The sequence below is a fragment of the Ruegeria meonggei genome, from assembly GCF_900172215.1.
In the GTDB taxonomy this organism is placed as follows: domain Bacteria; phylum Pseudomonadota; class Alphaproteobacteria; order Rhodobacterales; family Rhodobacteraceae; genus Ruegeria; species Ruegeria meonggei.
Genome location: NZ_FWFP01000002.1, coordinates 386633 through 403814 on the forward strand (window position 1 = coordinate 386633; position 17182 = coordinate 403814).

Sequence of the window (17182 nt, forward strand, 5' to 3'; positions counted from 1 at the left end):
GCACTGTTATGGCTTTGATGTAGAAAACCGATGTCAGATCAGGGCTCAGAGCCCGGCAAAATCTTGCCCGGGTTCATAATATTATCCGGATCCAGAGCCTGCTTGATTGCAGCCATAAAATGAACTGCGGATCCAAGCTCTTTAACCAGATAAGGCCGCTTGCCCTGGCCTATCCCGTGCTCACCTGTGCAGGTTCCATCCATCGAAATGGCCAGATCATTCAGCCATCCGACAAAACCATCCGCCTTGGTCACCTCGTCCGGGTTATCCATGTCGATCAACAACAGGGTATGGAAATTCCCATCACCAACATGTCCGACAATCGGTGCCAGCAGGTCAAGGTCTTCGGCCTTTTCCCGCGTTGCGGTAACGCATTCAGCCAGCCGCGAGATCGGGACACAAACATCTGTGGAAATGCCGCGCGCACCGGGGCGCAGTTGCAGACTGGCCCAATACATGTCGTGTCGGGCCTGCCACAGTTTGTTACGCTCTTCCGTGGTTGAAGTGGCGGCAAAGTCAGTACCGCCGAACTCTTCGGCGATCTGACCAAATGTCTCGGCCTGTTCGGCTGCACCCGCGTCAGAGCCATGGAATTCCAGCAGCAACAGCGGCGTTTCCGGCAAGCTGAGTCCGGAATAGGCATTGGCAGCCCTGACTGACAATTCGTCCAGCAACTCGATCCGGGCGACGGGGACGCCATACTGAATGGTCATCATCACCGCCTGACAGGCCGCATCGACTGTCGAGAATGAGCAACGGGCCGAGGTGATCGCCTCGGGGATTCCCTGCAGGCGCAAGGTGATTTCCGTGATAATGCCCAACGTCCCTTCGGCACCAATAAGCAGGCGGGCCAGGTCATACCCGGCTGAGGATTTTTTGGCTCGATGGCCCGTGCGGATGATCTGCCCGTCCGGCATCACGGCCTCAAGGCTGAGGACGTTGTCCTTCATGGTGCCATAGCGCACGGCGTTGGTACCCGAGGCACGGGTTGCCGCCATGCCCCCCAGTGACGCATTCGCGCCCGGATCAATCGGAAAAAACAGGCCCTGATCGCGCAGATTCGTGTTCAGATCCTCACGCGTCACACCGGGTTGCACGACGCAATCCAGATCGCTGGCGTGAACGGCCAGAACCTTGTTCATTTGCATCAGATCGACCGAGATACCACCAGCCGGCGCATTCACATGGCCCTCAAGCGAGGTGCCAGTGCCAAATGCAATGACCGGCACCTTATGCTGGGCACATGTCTGGACGATCTCGGAAACTTCTTCGGTCGAATGGGGATAAACCACCGCATCCGGGGACTGGTTTTCAATCCAAGTTGTCGTGTGACCATGCTGTTCGCGGATCGCCTGCCCGGTTTGCATACGGTCCCCGAACTTTTGCTTTAGAATGCCGACAGCCGTTTCAATTCCGGCCTCGTTTCGCGGCAACGCGGCTGCCTGCACCATGTGGTTACTCCCTTATTCGCCCAGCGCAATACCTTCGCGCCGAGGATCGGCACCACCTACCAGCACGTCGCCGATTTCAATCGCATGCAATCCCGAGGTCAGGTCGCGAGGATTAACTTCGAACCCCTGTTCGATCAGCGCATCCGCGAACCCTTCGGCCGCAGTGCCCTGTTCGACATCATAGGTTCCAAAGCGGTTGACCATATGCGGTAGGGACAGCGCCTGTTGCACATCCATATCCCAATCCGCCCAGGCGATGATCGACTTGGCCACATAGCCGATGATCCGGCTACCGCCGGGTGACCCGATAGCCAGAACAGGCGCACCGTCCTGCATCACAATTGTCGGGCTCATGGACGAGCGCGGGCGTTTGCCGGGCTCAAGCCGGTTGGCAATCGGCACGCCGTCACTGTGGGTTTTGAACGAGAAATCGGTCAGCTCATTGTTCAGCAGGAACCCGTTGGTCATCAACCGCGACCCGAACCCGTTTTCGATCGTCGTGGTCATCGACAATACGTTGCCATACTGGTCCACGATCGAGATATGCGAGGTCGAGGGCAGCTCAATCGACATATCATCAGCCCAGTTCGATGCGTGATCAAATTCAGGATTTCCCGGTCCGACTTCGGTCAGTGCGCCCTCTCCGCCAAGTAGTTCACCCCGTTGGGACAGATAACCCGGGTCGACCAGACCCTGCGTGGGCATGGGGACAAAGTCGTGATCGGCCATGTACCGACCACGATCCGCAAAGGCCAAACGCGAGGCGTCGCCGATCAGACGCCAGGTATTGGCGTCCTCGGGACCCATGGCGGCCAGATCATAGCCTTCCAGCATGCCCAGAATCTGCCCGACTGTCAGGGCTCCGGACGACGGCGGGCCCATACCGCAAACCTCGTAGCTGCGATAGGCGGCGCAAACCGGTTCACGCTCGATCACCTGATAGAGTGCCAGATCGACGCCCGACAACACACCCGGATTTCCCGGCGCGTTTCGCACCGTGCTGACAATCCCCGCGGCAATTTCGCCGCCATAGAACCCTGCGGCCCCGTCACTGGCCAGAACCCGCAAAGTGTCTCCATAGGCCGGGTTCGTCAGGCGCTGCCCCTGCTGCAAAGGCGCGCCGTCGGGTAGAAAGTACTCGGCAGTCACCGGAAAACGCGACAGTCGTTCGGCGTCTGCCTCAACTAGTCCAGCCAACCGGGGCGAGACCAGAAACCCGTTGTCAGCCAGGGTGATACCATCATGAAACAGGCCTGGCCACGGGCTGCGGCCCCAGCGCCGGTGAGCCTCTTCCAGCAGCGCTGGCGTGCCGGGCGTGCCAACGGACAAGCCACCAACAACCGCATCAAAGAACTTGAGCGGCTCGCCGTTATCGTCGTGAAACAACCTGTGCGTGGCCTCTAACGGCGCGGTCTCGCGCCCGTCCAGCGTGGTCAGCTGACCGGTGGCCGCATCATACCAGACCAGAAACGCACCACCACCAAGACCCGAGGATTGTGGCTCGACCAGACCCAGAACCACTTGCACGGCAACCATCGCGTCAGCGGCCGAGCCGCCTGCCCGCAACACCTTGGCCCCGGCCTCAACGGCGAGGGGATTCGCCGCCGCGACCATCCAGTTCTGTGAGGTCACCGGTTCGCCAGCCAGTTTGGCCTCAAGCGCCGCGATGACCTCGTCGGTCAGGCCCTGAACCTGGCCCTCAGAGGCCCCTTCGGGCGCGACGGCATCTGCGGTCTCTTGCGCAAAAGTCGGCCCGGCAAAAGCAAACGCCGTCAAAAACAATCCTGAAATCAGACTTCGTCTCATAGTATCCTCCTGAAAAATCGAAATTTGCCGCCTTGGCCTAATCCGAACGCCTTACAGCATGGATGGTACGACCTGATCCGGCGGGCGGTGGCCATCTTCGAACGTTTTGATATTGACGATAACTTTTTCACCCATCTCGATCCGCCCTTCCAAAGTGGCCGATCCCATATGCGGCAGCAAGACGACATTCGGCAGCTGCCGAAGGCGCGGATTGACGTCCGTGCCGTGTTCATAAACATCCAATCCAGCGCCCGCGATGTCACCCGAACGAATTTGACGCGTAAGCGCGTTTTCGTCGATCACTTCTCCTCGGGACGTGTTTACGACAACGGCCGTGGGCTTCAGCAGCTTCAGCCGCCGCGCATTCATCAGATGAAAGGTCGATGGTGTCGACGGACAATGAACAGAGATCACGTCCATTCGCGCCACCATCTGGTCCAGGCTTTCCCAGTAAGTTGCCTCAAGCTCTTGTTCGATCTCTGGACGCAGGCGGCGGCGGTTGTGATAATGGACCTGCATCCCAAAAGCGCTGGCGCGACGAGCGACGGCCTGACCGATCCGGCCCATCCCCAGCACCCCAAGGCGGCGACCACCGATCCGTCCCCCAAGCAAGGCGTTCGGAGACCAGCCGGTCCAGTCGCCTTTTTGCATGACGGACAACCCCTCGGGTATCCGGCGGGTTACGGCCAGTATAAGCGCCATGGTCATGTCAGCGGTATCGTCGGTCAAGACGCCCGGCGTGTTTGATACCAAAATACCGCGCTGACGCGCCGTTGCGACGTCGATGTTATCGACCCCTGCCCCGTAATTCGCGATCAGACGCAGGTTTTCACCCGCCTGTCCCAGCAGCCCACCATCGATCGAATCCGTCACGGTTGGCACCAGAACATCGGCCGTTTGCACCGCCGTCACAAGTTCTTCGCGCGTCATGGGCGTATCCGAGTCGCGCAGCTGCACATCGAACAATTCGCTCAACCGGGTTTCAACCGCCTCGGGCAACCGTCGCGTTACGACAACACTCAGACGTTCTCTTGTCACCTTGGCACTCCCATCGCTTTGCAAACATTCGCGCGCCATGGCATCGTGGCGCAGGATAAGGCGGGGCACAAGAACCCCAAAGCTATTGAGACGACCTTTTTTCGCAGCAAGATAAACAAGTACAAGAGCAGACAGGCAGTGAGTGGTTCTCGACCGGTGAAACGCCGTTTTTTGGCGATAGTGTCCGTATTTCTGATCGCAGCTGGCGCGTTGCCCGCCAGCGCGCAGGACAAGCGCGGCCCTGTGACAAACCTTCCACTGCCGCGTTATGTGTCGATGAAGGCCGCAGAAGGTAACGTGCGCCGCGGCCCATCGTTGACCCATCGAATCGACTGGGTTTTCAAACGGCGCGGCATGCCGCTGCAGATCACAGCTGAATATGGCAATTGGCGCAAGGTGCAGGATCGCGACGGTGCCGGGGGCTGGGTCCATTACGCGCTGCTGTCCGGTGTGCGCACCGTACTGATTGAAGCCGAGATGCTGCCAGTCTACATCAACCCTGATCCCAACACGCAGGTCAGCGCGCAATTCGAATCCGGTGTCGTTGCGCGACTGGGGAGCTGCAGCATTGACTGGTGCTATGTTTCAGCGGGCGGTTATCGCGGCTGGACGCTCAAATCGAACCTCTGGGGGGTCGATCCGTCCGAAGTCCGCGAGTGATCCAGAGGCCCTGGCCTGCGGTCACGACGTACGGTCAATGAAATCACAGGTCAGACTCACCAAATCCGCGCCGACATCCTCTTGCAGGAAATGTCCGGCTTTCGGCAGCACGACATGAGGCTGACCTGCTGCGCCTGGGCACAGCTTTTGGAAAACTGTATCAACGCCGGCCATAATCTGATCGTCGGCCCCAAAGGCGGTCAATACCGGGGTCTGCAATTCCTGGATCACCTTCCAGGCCTTACGGTTTGGCGCGGTGGCTGGATCATCAGGTGAGGCAGGCACAAGCATCGGGAACTGCCGCGCCCCAGCTTTGTAGCTTTCGTCGGGAAATGGGGCATCATAGGCCGCGATGACCTCGTCTGACAGGTGTGAAACAGTACCCCCTTTCAAAATCCCCCCGGCGGGAAACACTGGCACGTCTTGGCTGAACTTGCGCCAGTTATCAAAAGCGGTGCCCATCGGTTGGTCGCCCGTTGGCAACGCGGTGTTGGCCACAACAACGCGCGCGAATCTGTCCGGCATCTCAGCCCAAAGCCGTAACCCAATCAGTCCACCCCAATCCTGACAGATCAGAGTAATATTGCGCAGATCGACTGCGCGTAGCCAGTCCCCCATCCACATCACGTTGCGCGCATAAGTGTAATCACCGCGTTCCGAAGGCTTGTCCGAACGCCCGAATCCGACCAAATCTGGCGCGACCGCTCGGTGCCCTTTGACCACAAAGCCCGAAATCATATGACGGTATAGGTACGACCAGCTCGGCTCACCATGCATCATCAGAACCGGGGCGGCCCCGCGTGGCCCTTCATCCACGTAGTGAACACGCAGCTTGCCGCCTTCGGTATCGTCTACATCTGTGTAATTTGGAGCAAAACTGTAATCCGCGAGGCCTTGAAACCGTTCATCTGGGGTGCGCAGGGTTTTCATATCTCACCTGTGTTTTTGATCACGATAGCTTTGGGTCGCCACGACCCTGCAGCTTGTATGGTTCCATGAAACAGCCCGACACCGCCGATCGCAAGCCTCAGTTCAGGGGCGCCGGTTAACATTTCGTTTGGTCAGCGATGCGAAAAACCTGCGATCAAGGCCCAGTCGATCGGGCCGCAAACTCTGGTAACTAAAGAGGTGTATTCACACCCTTGCACGTCCCGAAAAATAATTTTCGCGGCATGTTCATTTTTTGTCGGAAAGGTCTTGAACCCTCCAATCAACAATCGTAGATAGCGCCTCACCGTTGGGGTGTAGCCAAGTGGTAAGGCAGCAGTTTTTGGTACTGTGTATCGTAGGTTCGAATCCTACCACCCCAGCCATGATTTTTCCTTTGTGATAAAGTTCGGATAAGTGCCTGATCGACCGCAGGAGGTGCATTGCTTTAGTGCAGCTTCTCCTCCAGGGGCAGGACCCGCTAGGTAGGTTGCCAGCATTTCTGCCGCGTGACTTATGCGCCTGTATTTCAGGGGTGTATCATAAGCAATCCACTCAGACTGACAATCAGATGGGACTTCTTCAGCCGTAGCCGGTCTGCACAAGCTCTGCACATCTGCTGCGGATCATCTGCATGTGTTTCCTCCACAGTTGGGGAAACTACAGGCGGAGAAAGACATGCCCAAGAAACTCGTCATACGTGGCCTTCCCCACTCTCTGGCCCGCGACGGCTGGTGGCTGGCAAGCGAAAGCGGCTATCAGGTGGGCCAATCGCCACCCGTAAGGCCACCAGAAGCAGCGCGGGAGGATGACAAATGGGTGCCCCTTTTGGGCGCACTGGCTTTGTTGGTTTTAATGGGCGATCAGCTGTTCTGGGGTCATAAACCCGGCCTATCTCTGGCTATTTTCGCATGGTGTATATTTGCGGCGGCAAACCTGGACGCCTCTGATCGTCGAAGAACGCTGCCCGCTGCCGGGATATTGCTGCTGATGACCTTACCTGTCCTCGAGCATGTTCAGCTGTTGTCGCTGAGCTTTCTTGTGCTGGGTCTGTTCGGCGCCGTTGCCATGTTGCACCTCCCGGACACGGTTGGCGTGCGCGCCACCGGGCCGTGGCTGGCGGCCGCCACCCTGCGACTTATGGGGCGGCTACCAACTGCGGGTCTTCTGGATTGTGCAGCGCAGATGCGGATTTGGCGCAATCGCCACCGCCTGTCTGATCAAACCAGCCAATCATCGGTCAGGGCCTTTATCCGCAACTGGGCTTTTCCTCTGGGTGGTGTTCTGGTGCTGAGCACGTTGCTCATCAGCGCCAACCCTGTGCTGGAACATATGTTGATCAGGATGCTGCACGTGGATATCGATGTCTTCACGTTGGTGTGGCGCTGCTTGCTTTGGGTTGGGTTGGGACTTTTGATCTGGCCATTCCTGTCGGCCACCGCCCCAAGCTCCGCCGTCAACCTGTCGGTGCCCAGTTGGGATAGCTCTCGCGTGTTGAATGCCGGGTCAGTGTTTCGGGCGCTGGTGCTGTTCAACCTGATGCTGGCTTTGCAAAGTGTGATGGATATCTCGATCTTGTCTGGGCGCGCTGCCTTACCCGAGGGCATGAGCCACGCCACTTACGCGCATCGCGGGGCCTATCCCCTGCTGGCCACAGCCTTGCTGGCTGGCACCTTTGCCCTGGCCGCGCGCCCGTTCCTGAATCAAAACCCTGCTCTGAAACCTTTGCTACTGCTGTGGCTGACGCAGAATGTCTTGCTGACCCTATCGGCAGCCTTCCGTCTGAACCTTTACATTGGCGCATTCGGCCTGACCTACTTGCGTGTTTATGCCTTGATCTGGATGGGTTTGGTGGCGCTGGGTCTGGCAATGGTGACCTGGCAGGTTCTGCGCGAGCGATCCTCAGGTTGGTTGGTGTTACGGATAGCGGCCCTTGGTGTCGGCACCCTATACGTGTGCACCTTTGTCAATTTCGCGGCGCTGATCGCGACAGACACTCTGTCGCGTGCGGCGCATTCGGGAAAAACTGACCGCACTGACTGGGTATATGTGTGCAGCCTCGGGCACACAGCGGCCACGGCAATCGTTGCGCAGACCAAACGCCAACCGCTTCTGCATATACCCGGCTGGGCTTTTGACTGTGTGCATCCGGAGCCAACACAATTAAACTGGCGCGAATGGGACTTTCGCACTGCGCGTGTGAATGGCTATCTTGCGACAAATACATATAGCGAGGCGCAATGAAGATCCTGTTGGTTGATGATGACCCCGGCCTGCGGGATCTGGTTGGTCTGGCTCTGGAACGCGCGGGGTTTAGGGTGGTGACCGCCAGCGATGGCCAGATCGCCCTGACCCACGCAGCCCGCGAAACACCCGACCTGATCGTGCTGGATATCGGATTGCCGGAACTGGACGGGTTTGAGGTCTGTCGCCGCATCCGGACCCGATCCGAGGTCCCGATCCTGTTCCTGACCGCCCGCGATGATGAGATCGACCTTATTCTGGGCCTGGAAATGGGGGCCGATGACTACGTCACCAAACCGTTCAGCCCGCGTGAATTGGTAGCGCGGGTGCGGGCCATTCTGAAACGCACTTCGGGCCCGCGCCCAACGTTCGTCATGTCCCATGGTCGGATCACATTGGACCCCGGGGCGCATATCTGCCGACTGGACGGTCAAAGCATTCCCCTGACAGCAACCGAGTTTACGCTGCTCGCCGCATTGGTTGAGCGCCCGTCCCAGATTCACAGCCGAGCCCAGTTGATCGGCACCGTCTGGGGGACCTCATCACAAGTGTCTGACAGGACGCTGGACAGCCACTTGCGCAACCTCCGGGGCAAGCTGGCGCAGGCTGGTTGCGCAAATGCGATTGAAACGGTGCACGGGGTCGGCATTCGGATTCAGGACATCACCGCATGAGGCGCAGGTGGCGCCCAAGCCTTGCCTTTGTTCTGGGCGGTGCATTGTGCGGCACCCTGCTTTTGTCGCTAACAGGGCTTGTGGTGTTTCGATACCTTGGGCCCGATCTTGGATACCGCAATGCGGCCTTTCTTTTGGGGCTGATCATTACCGTAGTGACGGCCATTCTGGGCTGGCTTCTGGTCCGACTTTTGTTGCGGCCGATAACCGCCCTGGAACGCTTTGCTACACAGGTTGCCCGCTACCCAGCCGAACCATCGCAGCCACCGGCTCATTTCGGCACGCAAGAGCTCCGGATCACCGCCCAAAGCGTGATCGACATGGCAGACACGCTGCGCAACCGCGAGACTACAATCCGCAGCTTTTCCGACCATGTCACGCATGAGCTGAAAACCCCGGTCGCAACGTTGAAAGCCGCCGCGGAACTGCTGCGTGACGATGTTGCGCTATCTGACGAGAACCTGCGTCTTGTTGACCAGATCGCCAGCGCCACCCATCAAATGGAGCAGCAGATCGAAGCGATGCGACAGGTGGCCCGCGCCCGCGAAGCCCGCCACGAAGGCTCGGCTACACTAGACAATGTCGCCGACACTTTACGGAGCGACTTTCCGGCTCTGGCGTTTAACCTGGAGGGCGGCCAAGTTGACCTTCCGATCGGCCCCGAAGGCCTGCTGGTGGTCCTGCGCCAAATGCTGAACAACGCGCTGGAGCATGGCGGACAGGTCGTGCACCTTGTGGCTAAGGTACGCGACGGGCAGGTTTGCGTGCAGGTTGGGGATGATGGGCAAGGTGTTTCCGTTGGCAACGCAGAACGTGTTTTTGATCCGTTCTTCACAACGAAACGGGATCAGGGCGGAACCGGTATGGGACTAGCAATCGTGCGAAACACATTGCGCGCGCATAATGCGGATATCACCCTGGATTCTGTAGCAACTGGAACAGTGTTTTCCATCCGGTTCGACGTGTATTGATTGTCTACACCCAAGAGGTTCAACGGCCAGAGTATCACCCGGCCGGCGGTCGCGACCATCCGAGTTGAAAACAGCAAGGCTCTTTGTTTCTACCAAAGACTGACGAACCTCTTTTTCTAGATGCTCATTCGCACACAAGAATGGTTACTCTGTGATTTGCGGCGACTTACCCTTCCACCCTGCCGCTCGCATGGCTTTGGTCAAATCCAGAACCGGTTGCGGGTCCACAAAGACCCGGCGTTTCACGGCTTCCAGAGGGAAATCAGGCCACGTCTTCGCGAACATCCGCGCCAGACGACGCGCCTCGGCGGGTTGGTCGTTGTTCCAGCGTGCTGCCATCAGATATGCGGTCGAGATCGGACCAAATGCGCCCCCTTCTGCAATGGCGTTTTCAAACGTTTCAATCGCGGACACATAGTCACCGGTATGGAACTGCGCCGCACCCAAAGCATTGCCTAAAACCAGCCCGCCACCATCCCCACGCAGGTTTTGATACCGCTCCGCATGCGAAAGGATGCGTTGAAAATCAGATGTATAGAGGGAAATCAACGCGTCAAACTCGGCAACATGCGGGTCGTCGGGTGCCAGATCCGTTGCGCGTGCAGACAAGCTGGTAGCCCGGCTGAAATTACCGACACCGTACTCATACCACGCCCGCGCTGATAGGGCCCAGGGAGCATCCGGTGCCAACTCTAACGCGTGGGCACTGTTACCGTCGGCAGCCTTGAACAGCTTATCCGCAACTGGAAGTTGAAACTGAAGAATAGCCAGCATGGTTTCAACTTGCGCCGCACCCGCAAAACCGCAGAAATACAACGGGTCGCGCTGGATCGCGGTTTCAAACACCAGCAATCCCGGTTGCAGACGCGACAAGTCGACAATCGGGAATATCAGATCACGCCCGGTACTGCACAGGTTCATCGCCTCAACGCGGGTTGGTGAGACATCATAGATCGTCGTCTGCTCGCGCCCGGGCACATGTGACGCGGAATTCCACAAGACCTGCGTCGTCACGATCCCAATCCCACCGAGTACAAACGCGCCGGCAACGGCAATTGCCACCCATAATTTGCGGTTCTGCTTCGGGTTTCGACCAATATCCCCACCCGACCGAAACTCGGGCGCATAGCGGCCGACGGGCAGAGAAATCACGACCTCATCCGCCGAACCGTCGTTTTCGTAATAGGCTTGTAGCTTACGCCGGACCCGCCCTGCATCGACACGCACCACCCCTTCGCGTTTGGTCAAGTCATCCACTTCGTAGCCGTAGACATCCATCGCGATGGTCTTTGCGCGGATCTCTTCCGTCCGACCAGCCAGCGCCTCGGTCACGACATAGGACAGGAACGACTGCATTCGGGCCGCACCGTTGAACTCCTTCGAGGCCAGAACTCTCTCGAGCGCTGCTTCAACCTGATCCCGGGAAGGCGACCGCGGTTCAGATTGCTGATCGTTGGCGGGTGGGTCAGTCAGGAACTATCCCTTCCAGGTAAGGACTTGGCGGTATGTTGCTACGGTAACACGCGGCCTAATACGTTCAAGTCACATTCGCATATGGGCATGATTGGGCGACAAATCTAACGGACCCCGCAGCAATGACAGATGACCGTTTCTTTGCAGCACAGTTCCCAGGCGCGGCCAAACAACTGCGTGCCCTGAGAGCTGGCGACTCAGAGTTCGACCAAATCTGCGCGGATTACCACGAGGTGTACTCCGAACTGACGTTGGCCCGGACTGAAGCGGCGATGTCGCAAACCCGGTATCTGGCGGATTTGGCCGAAAGCCTCTCGGATTTGCGCACCAGTATCGAAAAGCGTTTGCCGGCCCAGCCGGCAACGCGCGTTCACGAATGAAAGGATTAAGATGAGACCACTTAGCATTCTGCCCGTTCTGCTGTTCAGTGCCGGTTCTGCACTGGCCCAGCAAACCCCGATCGTTCACGACGGCGAGTATGAGTTCCTGCGCGCGCAATTCGGCAAGGTTTGGGACACGCAGGATGCCGAGATCGACGCCCGACTGGCCGAAATCCGCAGCGCAAACGATGGTCAGCCGCCCAACTTTCTGTACATCCTGATTGATGACGTAAGCTTTGGTCAGATGGGTGACCGCAAGATGAACTATGTCATGGGGATCGAAACACCTCAGATCAATCAACTGGCCACTGAAGGCCTGTCGTTGATGCGGATGTATACCGAACCCTCCTGCACACCCACACGAACGGCCATGCTGACCGGCCGCCATCCGGTTCGCGCAGGGGTCGAAGAGGTCAAGGTTGCCCTGGTGGGCGAAGGCCTTCCGGCGAGCGAGGTCACCCTGGCCGAGATCCTGAAAGAGGTCGGCTACAACACAGCCCATATCGGCAAGTGGCATCAGGGCGATATCGAGCAATCCTATCCACATAATCAGGGCTTTGACTGGGCCGCCTTCCCTCTGCATCAGCAAGTCCAACTTAGCCTGATGACGACCGAGGCGATGCGGGCCAATAACATGCTCGGCTATACGCCCGAGGGGCAGAATAACCAGTTCCTGCTGGACGAACGCTTTAAACCTTTTGGTCTGGTTGCCGGGGTTGAAGGCAGCACCGGCGGCCCGGCGAGCGAAATCGACATGTCTGCGGGTGAGGTCTGGACCCAGGCCAAGTACGAGGACATGAACCTGCGATATCAGCAGCAGGCATTGGAACAGCTGGAACGGGTCGCAGCCGAGGACGCGCCCTTCTTCCTGCAATACTGGCCGCTTTACCCGCTGAACTTTGTCTATCCCGATCAGGCGCTGTCGCGGAACGGCGGGTTTCATGCGGACAAGCTGCAGTTGCTAGACGGCTGGATCGGTGATCTTCTGGTCAAGCTGGACCAAACCGGAGAGGCCGACAACACGATTGTCATCCTGATGGCCGACAATGGCCTGATGTACCATTACGAGGGTACCTCGGGTCTGAACCAACTGATTTACCGTGGTGGCAAGACCCAGCATCTTGAAGGCGGCGTCCGCACCGATGCCTTCATCCGCTGGCCAAACGTTATCGAACCCAACAGCGCCGCAGGCGACATCTTTCATGTGTCCGATATCTTTACCACCATGGCCCGTATCGCCGGGGCAACCGATCATATCCCCCGCGACCGTGTGATTGACGGCATCGACCAGACGGCCCTGTTGCTGAACGGGGAAGGCAACGGGCGGCGCGACTATGTGTATGTCTACGAAGGCCCGGTGCTGCGGTCGGTGGTCAAGCAAGAGTTCAAGATGCACCTGCCCGCCCCCGGACAGCCCGGCGCGGCCGCGCCGACTTACAACATCTATCGCGACCCGCGCGAGGAACACCCTTTGGTCGGGTACTCGCTTTGGGCTGGGGCGTCTTTTCAGGACATGGTCAAACGCCACCAAAAAATGATCGCGAAGTATCCGCATTCTGAAATTGGCAAAGGCCTGCCCTATGACGGCATCGACAACCTGCGCCCGGAAACGGAACTGACGCGTGAGGTGTTCATGAGCTGGCAATGAGACAGGCCCGTAGAAATCTTCTGTCTGATATTGTAATATTTATATATGACAATGATTTTGCGGATTAGTCACTGATCACATCACGCAGACACGTGGGAGAATGGAATGAAACTGACATGGTCGACTATTCTGACGATCGGGTTTATGACCCCATCGGCCCATGCTCAAGAAAACCCAATTCAGCACGACGCCGAGTTTTACATACTAAAAGCTCAGCACGAAGAGCAATGGGAGCATGATGATGCTGCGGTTGATGACGCTCTAGCGGCATTTCGGGAAGCAAACGACGGCAATCCACCCAACATCATAAGCGTGTTGATCGACGATCTGGGTTTCGGCGATATGGGCATACCTGAACTTAACGCCGTACGCGGGTATGAAACCCCCAACATTAACGACTTTTCGGATCAGGCCATGCGCATGGTTCGGATGTACACCGAACCTTCATGCACACCAACGCGGGTGGCACAGATGACTGGGCGTTTGCCGGTGCGGATGGGCATGGGTAATACGCAAGTCGACATCGCCGGAGAAGGCCTTCCGGGTCAAGAAGTGACTCTGGCAGAAGTACTGAAGCAGGCCGGTTACGCAACCAGCCATGTCGGCAAATGGCACATGGGTGATATTCCGGAAAGTTGGGCGATGAATCAGGGGTTTGACTATGCCCAGCACGCAATCCACCAGCAAGGTCAGTTAACGATTTTCCATGACGACGCGATCAAAGAGCAGGTTTCGGTAGCAATTCGGGACTACGACGACAAGTACACCGTCGACCAATGGTTTCGCCCTGATGCCTCTGCTATGATGACTGTCATCGAAGGCGATCCTGACGGTCCAATTCGCGAAATCCGGATGGAAACCGCCGAACGCTGGAATGCCGCCAAGTACGACGAGATGAACCAAGCCTTCCAAGACAAAACTATGGAAGAATTGGAACGTCTGGCAGGAGGTGAAGCACAGTTCTTCCTGCAATACTGGCCGATGATCCCACTGGACAACACTCGTACAGGTCGCACAGGCCCCAAGAGCGCCAATGGTGGTCTCTACGTTGACAAGATGCAGCTTCTGGACCAATGGCTTGGTGATCTGTTCGTTAAAGTAGACGAACTTGGACTAGCCGATAACACCATCATTGTCGTGATGGGCGACAATGGCCATTTCACCAAGTATTCCCCGCAATCCGGGTTCACTCCAATGATCTTCCGTGGTGGAAAGGCCGACACTACCGAAGGTGGCGTGCGAGTGGATGCCTTTATCCGGTGGCCAGGCATGATCGAGGCAGACGGGTTGCTGAACAGCATCATTCATGTCTCTGATCTCTATACAACGCTGTCCCGATTTGCCGGCGCCGATCAGTTTATTCCGCGCGACCGCCTAATCGACGGAGTTGATCAGTCCGCCGCGCTGCTTTTGGACGATGAATCCAAATCACGCCGCGATCATGTGATCATCTATTCAGACAAGAAACCCGAAGCGATCGTCAAAGATCAGCTCAAACTCATCTTGCCCCCGCCGGGTAAAAACCCAATCGCGGCCAAATTCTTCGATCTCTATCGTGATACCCGCGAAGAATTCTCTGTCTCAACCGAAGTAGGCGCGTGGGGTGGACAGGAGTTCGTGCGCATACTAGCGCGACACATGGCGCGAAAGGAAAAGTACCCCGACACCCCTCCGGCTTACGGCGTGCCTTATGAAGGGATTGAGAACGTTCGTCCGGAAACGCAGCAAGCTGTTGAGGCATTTATGATCAAGCGTGCGTCACCACAGCAATAATTGGTCGCAGTCCACGGTATCCGAACTCAAACATCAGGAGGTCCAAATGGCAGGAAACGTACTCTTCGCTCTTGGCTTTACCGTTTCGCTTGGGATCGGCTTTGTCTACTTTCGGGACCTGGGGGATATTTCGCAGATGGTATTGAAGGTAAAGCGCAAAAACATGGTGCGCTTTATTCGCCACGAATATCGTCTGATCGCCATCGGTCTGGGCGGGTACGGGGTCGCGACTATAGCGCATTTTCTGATTGGCGGCGGGCCGTTCTGGGCCTGGGGCCTTGGAACAGTGCTGACGGTTTTACTATATGGGTTTCCCTATGTCTGGGTGCATCTGGGGCTGCGCAATCAGTTGAACGATGCAGCCTTTTTTCCTATCAGCGAGGCACAGAAATATGTCGGCCCCACCGCCCCGGTCATCGTCATTGACAACAACGGCCACGCCCGTGCGCATCCGGATGCTCAGATCATGCGGCCGCATCTAGCGGGCGACGCGACCGGCTTGGGTGGCGAAGACGTCGTGATGACCTATTGTGCGATGGCAAATCTTGGCCAGGGCTATGCGCCCCGGATCGAAGGCAAGCGCCTGAACCTTGAGGTTCTGGCCCAGCATGGCAACAACCTGATCCTTCGCGACAACGAAACCGGCGAGCCGATCCAGCACATCTATGGCTTTCGCGAGGCTGACCGCGACTCGTCTGCAACTGGCCCCGCCTGCCCTGTGCGCCCTGAGGCGCAGATGAAACCGTGGCCGACCTATCGCATGAGTTTTCGCGGCTTTCAAAAGGCGTTTCCAGAGGGTGAGGTGTTTTTGAACAAACCGTCCCCAAATCCCTTGCTTCGACTGCTGGACATGGTGACCGAAATCACCTTTGGCTGGGGCATCAGCCGCCAGCATCAGGAAGATGCACCAGTGATGGACAATATGGACCACTCGGATGACCGGCTGCCGAACAAAACCTATGTCTGGGGTGTCACGATCGGCCAGGACGCCGCGTGCTGGACGGATGATTTTGTCATCGAAAACAATTGGATCGTCAACGCCACTGCCGGTGGACGCGACATTGTTATAAGCCTGGACCCGAGATATGAAAGCCTTGGTGTCTGGTACAATGACAGCGGCAAGCCGGTTACGCGCTGCGATTTCTGGGGCGCGTCGGATCAGGGTCAGTTGCAACGGGTCGAAACCTTGCGCGCAGGTGTTTTCTGGCATGTATGGTCCGAATTCTTCCCGGACACCGACATAAACCGCGTCGGTTCGGACGTGCGGACAACCAACAAAGCGGCGGCATGATTATGACCCGCCCGAACCGTCTTAGAGATAATGATACAACCCAGTAATTGGAGGGACTCAATAGTGTTGAAGCAAGGATTGAAAAGCAGTGCTGTGGGGATGGCGCTGTTTGCTACAATGGCGACCGCCGCCTCGGCCCAGCAATCGGATTGGTCCTATGAGGCGACCATTTATCTGTTCATGCCGGAAACAGATACCAGCTTTGAAACGGCTTTGGGACAGGTGGATGGGACGCTCAGTTTTTCGGACGCGTTAGAAAATCTGGACTTTGCCTTTATGGGCGCGCTGGCCGCAACAAACGGGCGCTGGAGCGTTTTGGCGGATTACAATTACACAAACCTGTCCTTCGGCAACACAGCCCCCGGCCCGGCCAACTCGGATCTGGATACGTCGGTAAAGACCCAGTTTCTGACGGCAGCGGTTGGGTACCGGGTGCGTCAGGATCCGCTGGTCTCAGTAGATCTGACAGGCGGTTTCAGATGGTACAGCACGGAAACTGAATTCACCCTTACACCCGGAACAATGCCCGGCCGTACCAATACCGCAGACGACAGCTGGGTTGACCCGATTATTGGCGCGCGGGCGCGGTTCACCCTGTCCGACAAATGGACCAGCACAACTTATGTCGACTATGGCGGGTTCCGCAGTGGCAGCCAGACTTGGTCGGTTTTGGTCACGGCGGATTATGCCATCAACGACAGATGGATGCTGCGGGGCGGGTACAGGTATATCTCATTTGATCACGAGATTGACGGTAGGGACTATGAATTCAGCCAGTCCGGACCGTTGTTCGGTGCCACATACCGGTTTTAATTGGCAGGAAGTACGGCTCTTACGGGTCGCGGT

14 protein-coding genes and 1 tRNA gene are annotated in these 17182 nt (G+C 57.5%); 10 read left to right on the forward strand and 5 right to left on the reverse strand.

The annotated features are described in order from the left end of the window. Window positions 1-38: 38 nt before the first annotated feature. From RUM8411_RS04595 to RUM8411_RS04605, 3 genes are read right to left on the reverse strand one after another with little or no spacing between them, the layout of a single operon-like run. Entirely contained in the window at window positions 39-1451 is a 1413-nt protein-coding gene (locus RUM8411_RS04595) for an FAD-binding oxidoreductase (RefSeq protein WP_085821456.1), read from the reverse strand. Between the two features lie 12 nt (window positions 1452-1463). Continuing rightward, window positions 1464-3257 carry a gamma-glutamyltransferase gene (gene ggt / locus RUM8411_RS04600; RefSeq protein WP_085821457.1) on the reverse strand — a complete coding sequence of 598 codons (1794 nt, stop codon included), beginning with the start codon at window positions 3255-3257 and terminating at the stop codon, window positions 1464-1466. 51 nt (window positions 3258-3308) lie between these two features. Next, window positions 3309-4295 carry a 2-hydroxyacid dehydrogenase gene (locus RUM8411_RS04605; protein WP_085821604.1) on the reverse strand — a complete coding sequence of 329 codons (987 nt, stop codon included), beginning with the start codon at window positions 4293-4295 and terminating at the stop codon, window positions 3309-3311. 138 nt (window positions 4296-4433) lie between these two features. On the opposite strand from RUM8411_RS04605, the gene RUM8411_RS04610 reads away from it, so the two are divergent. Continuing rightward, the gene (locus RUM8411_RS04610; protein ID WP_370738029.1) at window positions 4434-4955 is read left to right on the forward strand and encodes an SH3 domain-containing protein; all 522 of its coding nucleotides are present in this window, start codon (window positions 4434-4436) and stop codon (window positions 4953-4955) included. 21 nt (window positions 4956-4976) lie between these two features. Here RUM8411_RS04610 and RUM8411_RS04615 read toward each other — a convergent pair whose 3' ends face one another. Further along, window positions 4977-5885 carry a haloalkane dehalogenase gene (locus RUM8411_RS04615; protein ID WP_085821459.1) on the reverse strand — a complete coding sequence of 303 codons (909 nt, stop codon included), beginning with the start codon at window positions 5883-5885 and terminating at the stop codon, window positions 4977-4979. A 308-nt stretch (window positions 5886-6193) separates the two neighbouring features. Here RUM8411_RS04615 and RUM8411_RS04620 point away from each other — a divergent pair. From RUM8411_RS04620 to RUM8411_RS04635, 4 genes are all read left to right on the forward strand, one after another. After that, a tRNA-Gln gene (locus RUM8411_RS04620) sits at window positions 6194-6268 on the forward strand. A gap of 292 nt (window positions 6269-6560) precedes the next feature. After that, on the forward strand, window positions 6561-8126 hold the full coding sequence (locus RUM8411_RS04625; RefSeq protein WP_085821460.1) for a DUF4153 domain-containing protein: 1566 nt from the start codon (window positions 6561-6563) through the stop codon (window positions 8124-8126). Then, window positions 8123-8800 carry a response regulator transcription factor gene (locus tag RUM8411_RS04630; protein WP_085821461.1) on the forward strand — a complete coding sequence of 226 codons (678 nt, stop codon included), beginning with the start codon at window positions 8123-8125 and terminating at the stop codon, window positions 8798-8800. The genes RUM8411_RS04625 and RUM8411_RS04630 overlap by 4 nt, the downstream gene beginning before the upstream one ends. Continuing rightward, a complete protein-coding gene (locus tag RUM8411_RS04635) occupies window positions 8797-9771 on the forward strand; it encodes a sensor histidine kinase (protein WP_085821462.1) in 975 nt (324 codons plus the stop codon). Before RUM8411_RS04630 ends, RUM8411_RS04635 begins: the two co-directional genes overlap by 4 nt. A 144-nt stretch (window positions 9772-9915) precedes the next feature. On the opposite strand, the gene RUM8411_RS04640 is transcribed toward RUM8411_RS04635, so the two are convergent. Beyond that, window positions 9916-11127: a tetratricopeptide repeat protein gene (locus RUM8411_RS04640; protein WP_234995130.1), complete on the reverse strand. Its 1212-nt coding sequence runs from the start codon at window positions 11125-11127 to the stop codon at window positions 9916-9918. A gap of 239 nt (window positions 11128-11366) precedes the next feature. On the opposite strand from RUM8411_RS04640, the gene RUM8411_RS04645 reads away from it, so the two are divergent. The 5 genes from RUM8411_RS04645 to RUM8411_RS04665 all read left to right on the forward strand — a co-directional run bounded on the left by RUM8411_RS04645 (window position 11367) and on the right by RUM8411_RS04665 (window position 17149). Then, window positions 11367-11624 carry a hypothetical protein gene (locus RUM8411_RS04645; protein WP_085821464.1) on the forward strand — a complete coding sequence of 86 codons (258 nt, stop codon included), beginning with the start codon at window positions 11367-11369 and terminating at the stop codon, window positions 11622-11624. A 10-nt stretch (window positions 11625-11634) separates the two neighbouring features. Further along, window positions 11635-13272 carry a sulfatase-like hydrolase/transferase gene (locus RUM8411_RS04650; protein WP_085821465.1) on the forward strand — a complete coding sequence of 546 codons (1638 nt, stop codon included), beginning with the start codon at window positions 11635-11637 and terminating at the stop codon, window positions 13270-13272. Window positions 13273-13377: 105 nt separating this feature from the next. Next, window positions 13378-15045: a sulfatase-like hydrolase/transferase gene (locus RUM8411_RS04655; protein ID WP_085821466.1), complete on the forward strand. Its 1668-nt coding sequence runs from the start codon at window positions 13378-13380 to the stop codon at window positions 15043-15045. Between the two features lie 46 nt (window positions 15046-15091). After that, a complete protein-coding gene (locus RUM8411_RS04660; protein WP_085821467.1) occupies window positions 15092-16336 on the forward strand; it encodes a DUF3179 domain-containing (seleno)protein in 1245 nt (414 codons plus the stop codon). A gap of 63 nt (window positions 16337-16399) precedes the next feature. Next, on the forward strand, window positions 16400-17149 hold the full coding sequence (locus tag RUM8411_RS04665; RefSeq protein ID WP_234995131.1) for an outer membrane protein: 750 nt from the start codon (window positions 16400-16402) through the stop codon (window positions 17147-17149). The last annotated feature ends 33 nt before the right edge of the window (window positions 17150-17182 follow it).

What these genes read in the sequence shown, in the direction of transcription:
- RUM8411_RS04595 (WP_085821456.1), bottom strand. Translation starts at nt 1,451, where the DNA reads ATGGTGCAGGCAGCCGCGTTGCCGCGAAACGAGGCCGGAATTGAAACG.
- ggt (WP_085821457.1), bottom strand. Translation starts at nt 3,257, where the DNA reads ATGAGACGAAGTCTGATTTCAGGATTGTTTTTGACGGCGTTTGCTTTT.
- RUM8411_RS04615 (WP_085821459.1), bottom strand. Translation starts at nt 5,885, where the DNA reads ATGAAAACCCTGCGCACCCCAGATGAACGGTTTCAAGGCCTCGCGGAT.
- RUM8411_RS04625 (WP_085821460.1), top strand. Translation starts at nt 6,561, where the DNA reads ATGCCCAAGAAACTCGTCATACGTGGCCTTCCCCACTCTCTGGCCCGC.
- RUM8411_RS04630 (WP_085821461.1), top strand. Translation starts at nt 8,123, where the DNA reads ATGAAGATCCTGTTGGTTGATGATGACCCCGGCCTGCGGGATCTGGTT.
- RUM8411_RS04635 (WP_085821462.1), top strand. Translation starts at nt 8,797, where the DNA reads ATGAGGCGCAGGTGGCGCCCAAGCCTTGCCTTTGTTCTGGGCGGTGCA.
- RUM8411_RS04640 (WP_234995130.1), bottom strand. Translation starts at nt 11,127, where the DNA reads ATGCAGTCGTTCCTGTCCTATGTCGTGACCGAGGCGCTGGCTGGTCGG.
- RUM8411_RS04645 (WP_085821464.1), top strand. Translation starts at nt 11,367, where the DNA reads ATGACAGATGACCGTTTCTTTGCAGCACAGTTCCCAGGCGCGGCCAAA.
- RUM8411_RS04650 (WP_085821465.1), top strand. Translation starts at nt 11,635, where the DNA reads ATGAGACCACTTAGCATTCTGCCCGTTCTGCTGTTCAGTGCCGGTTCT.
- RUM8411_RS04655 (WP_085821466.1), top strand. Translation starts at nt 13,378, where the DNA reads ATGAAACTGACATGGTCGACTATTCTGACGATCGGGTTTATGACCCCA.
- RUM8411_RS04660 (WP_085821467.1), top strand. Translation starts at nt 15,092, where the DNA reads ATGGCAGGAAACGTACTCTTCGCTCTTGGCTTTACCGTTTCGCTTGGG.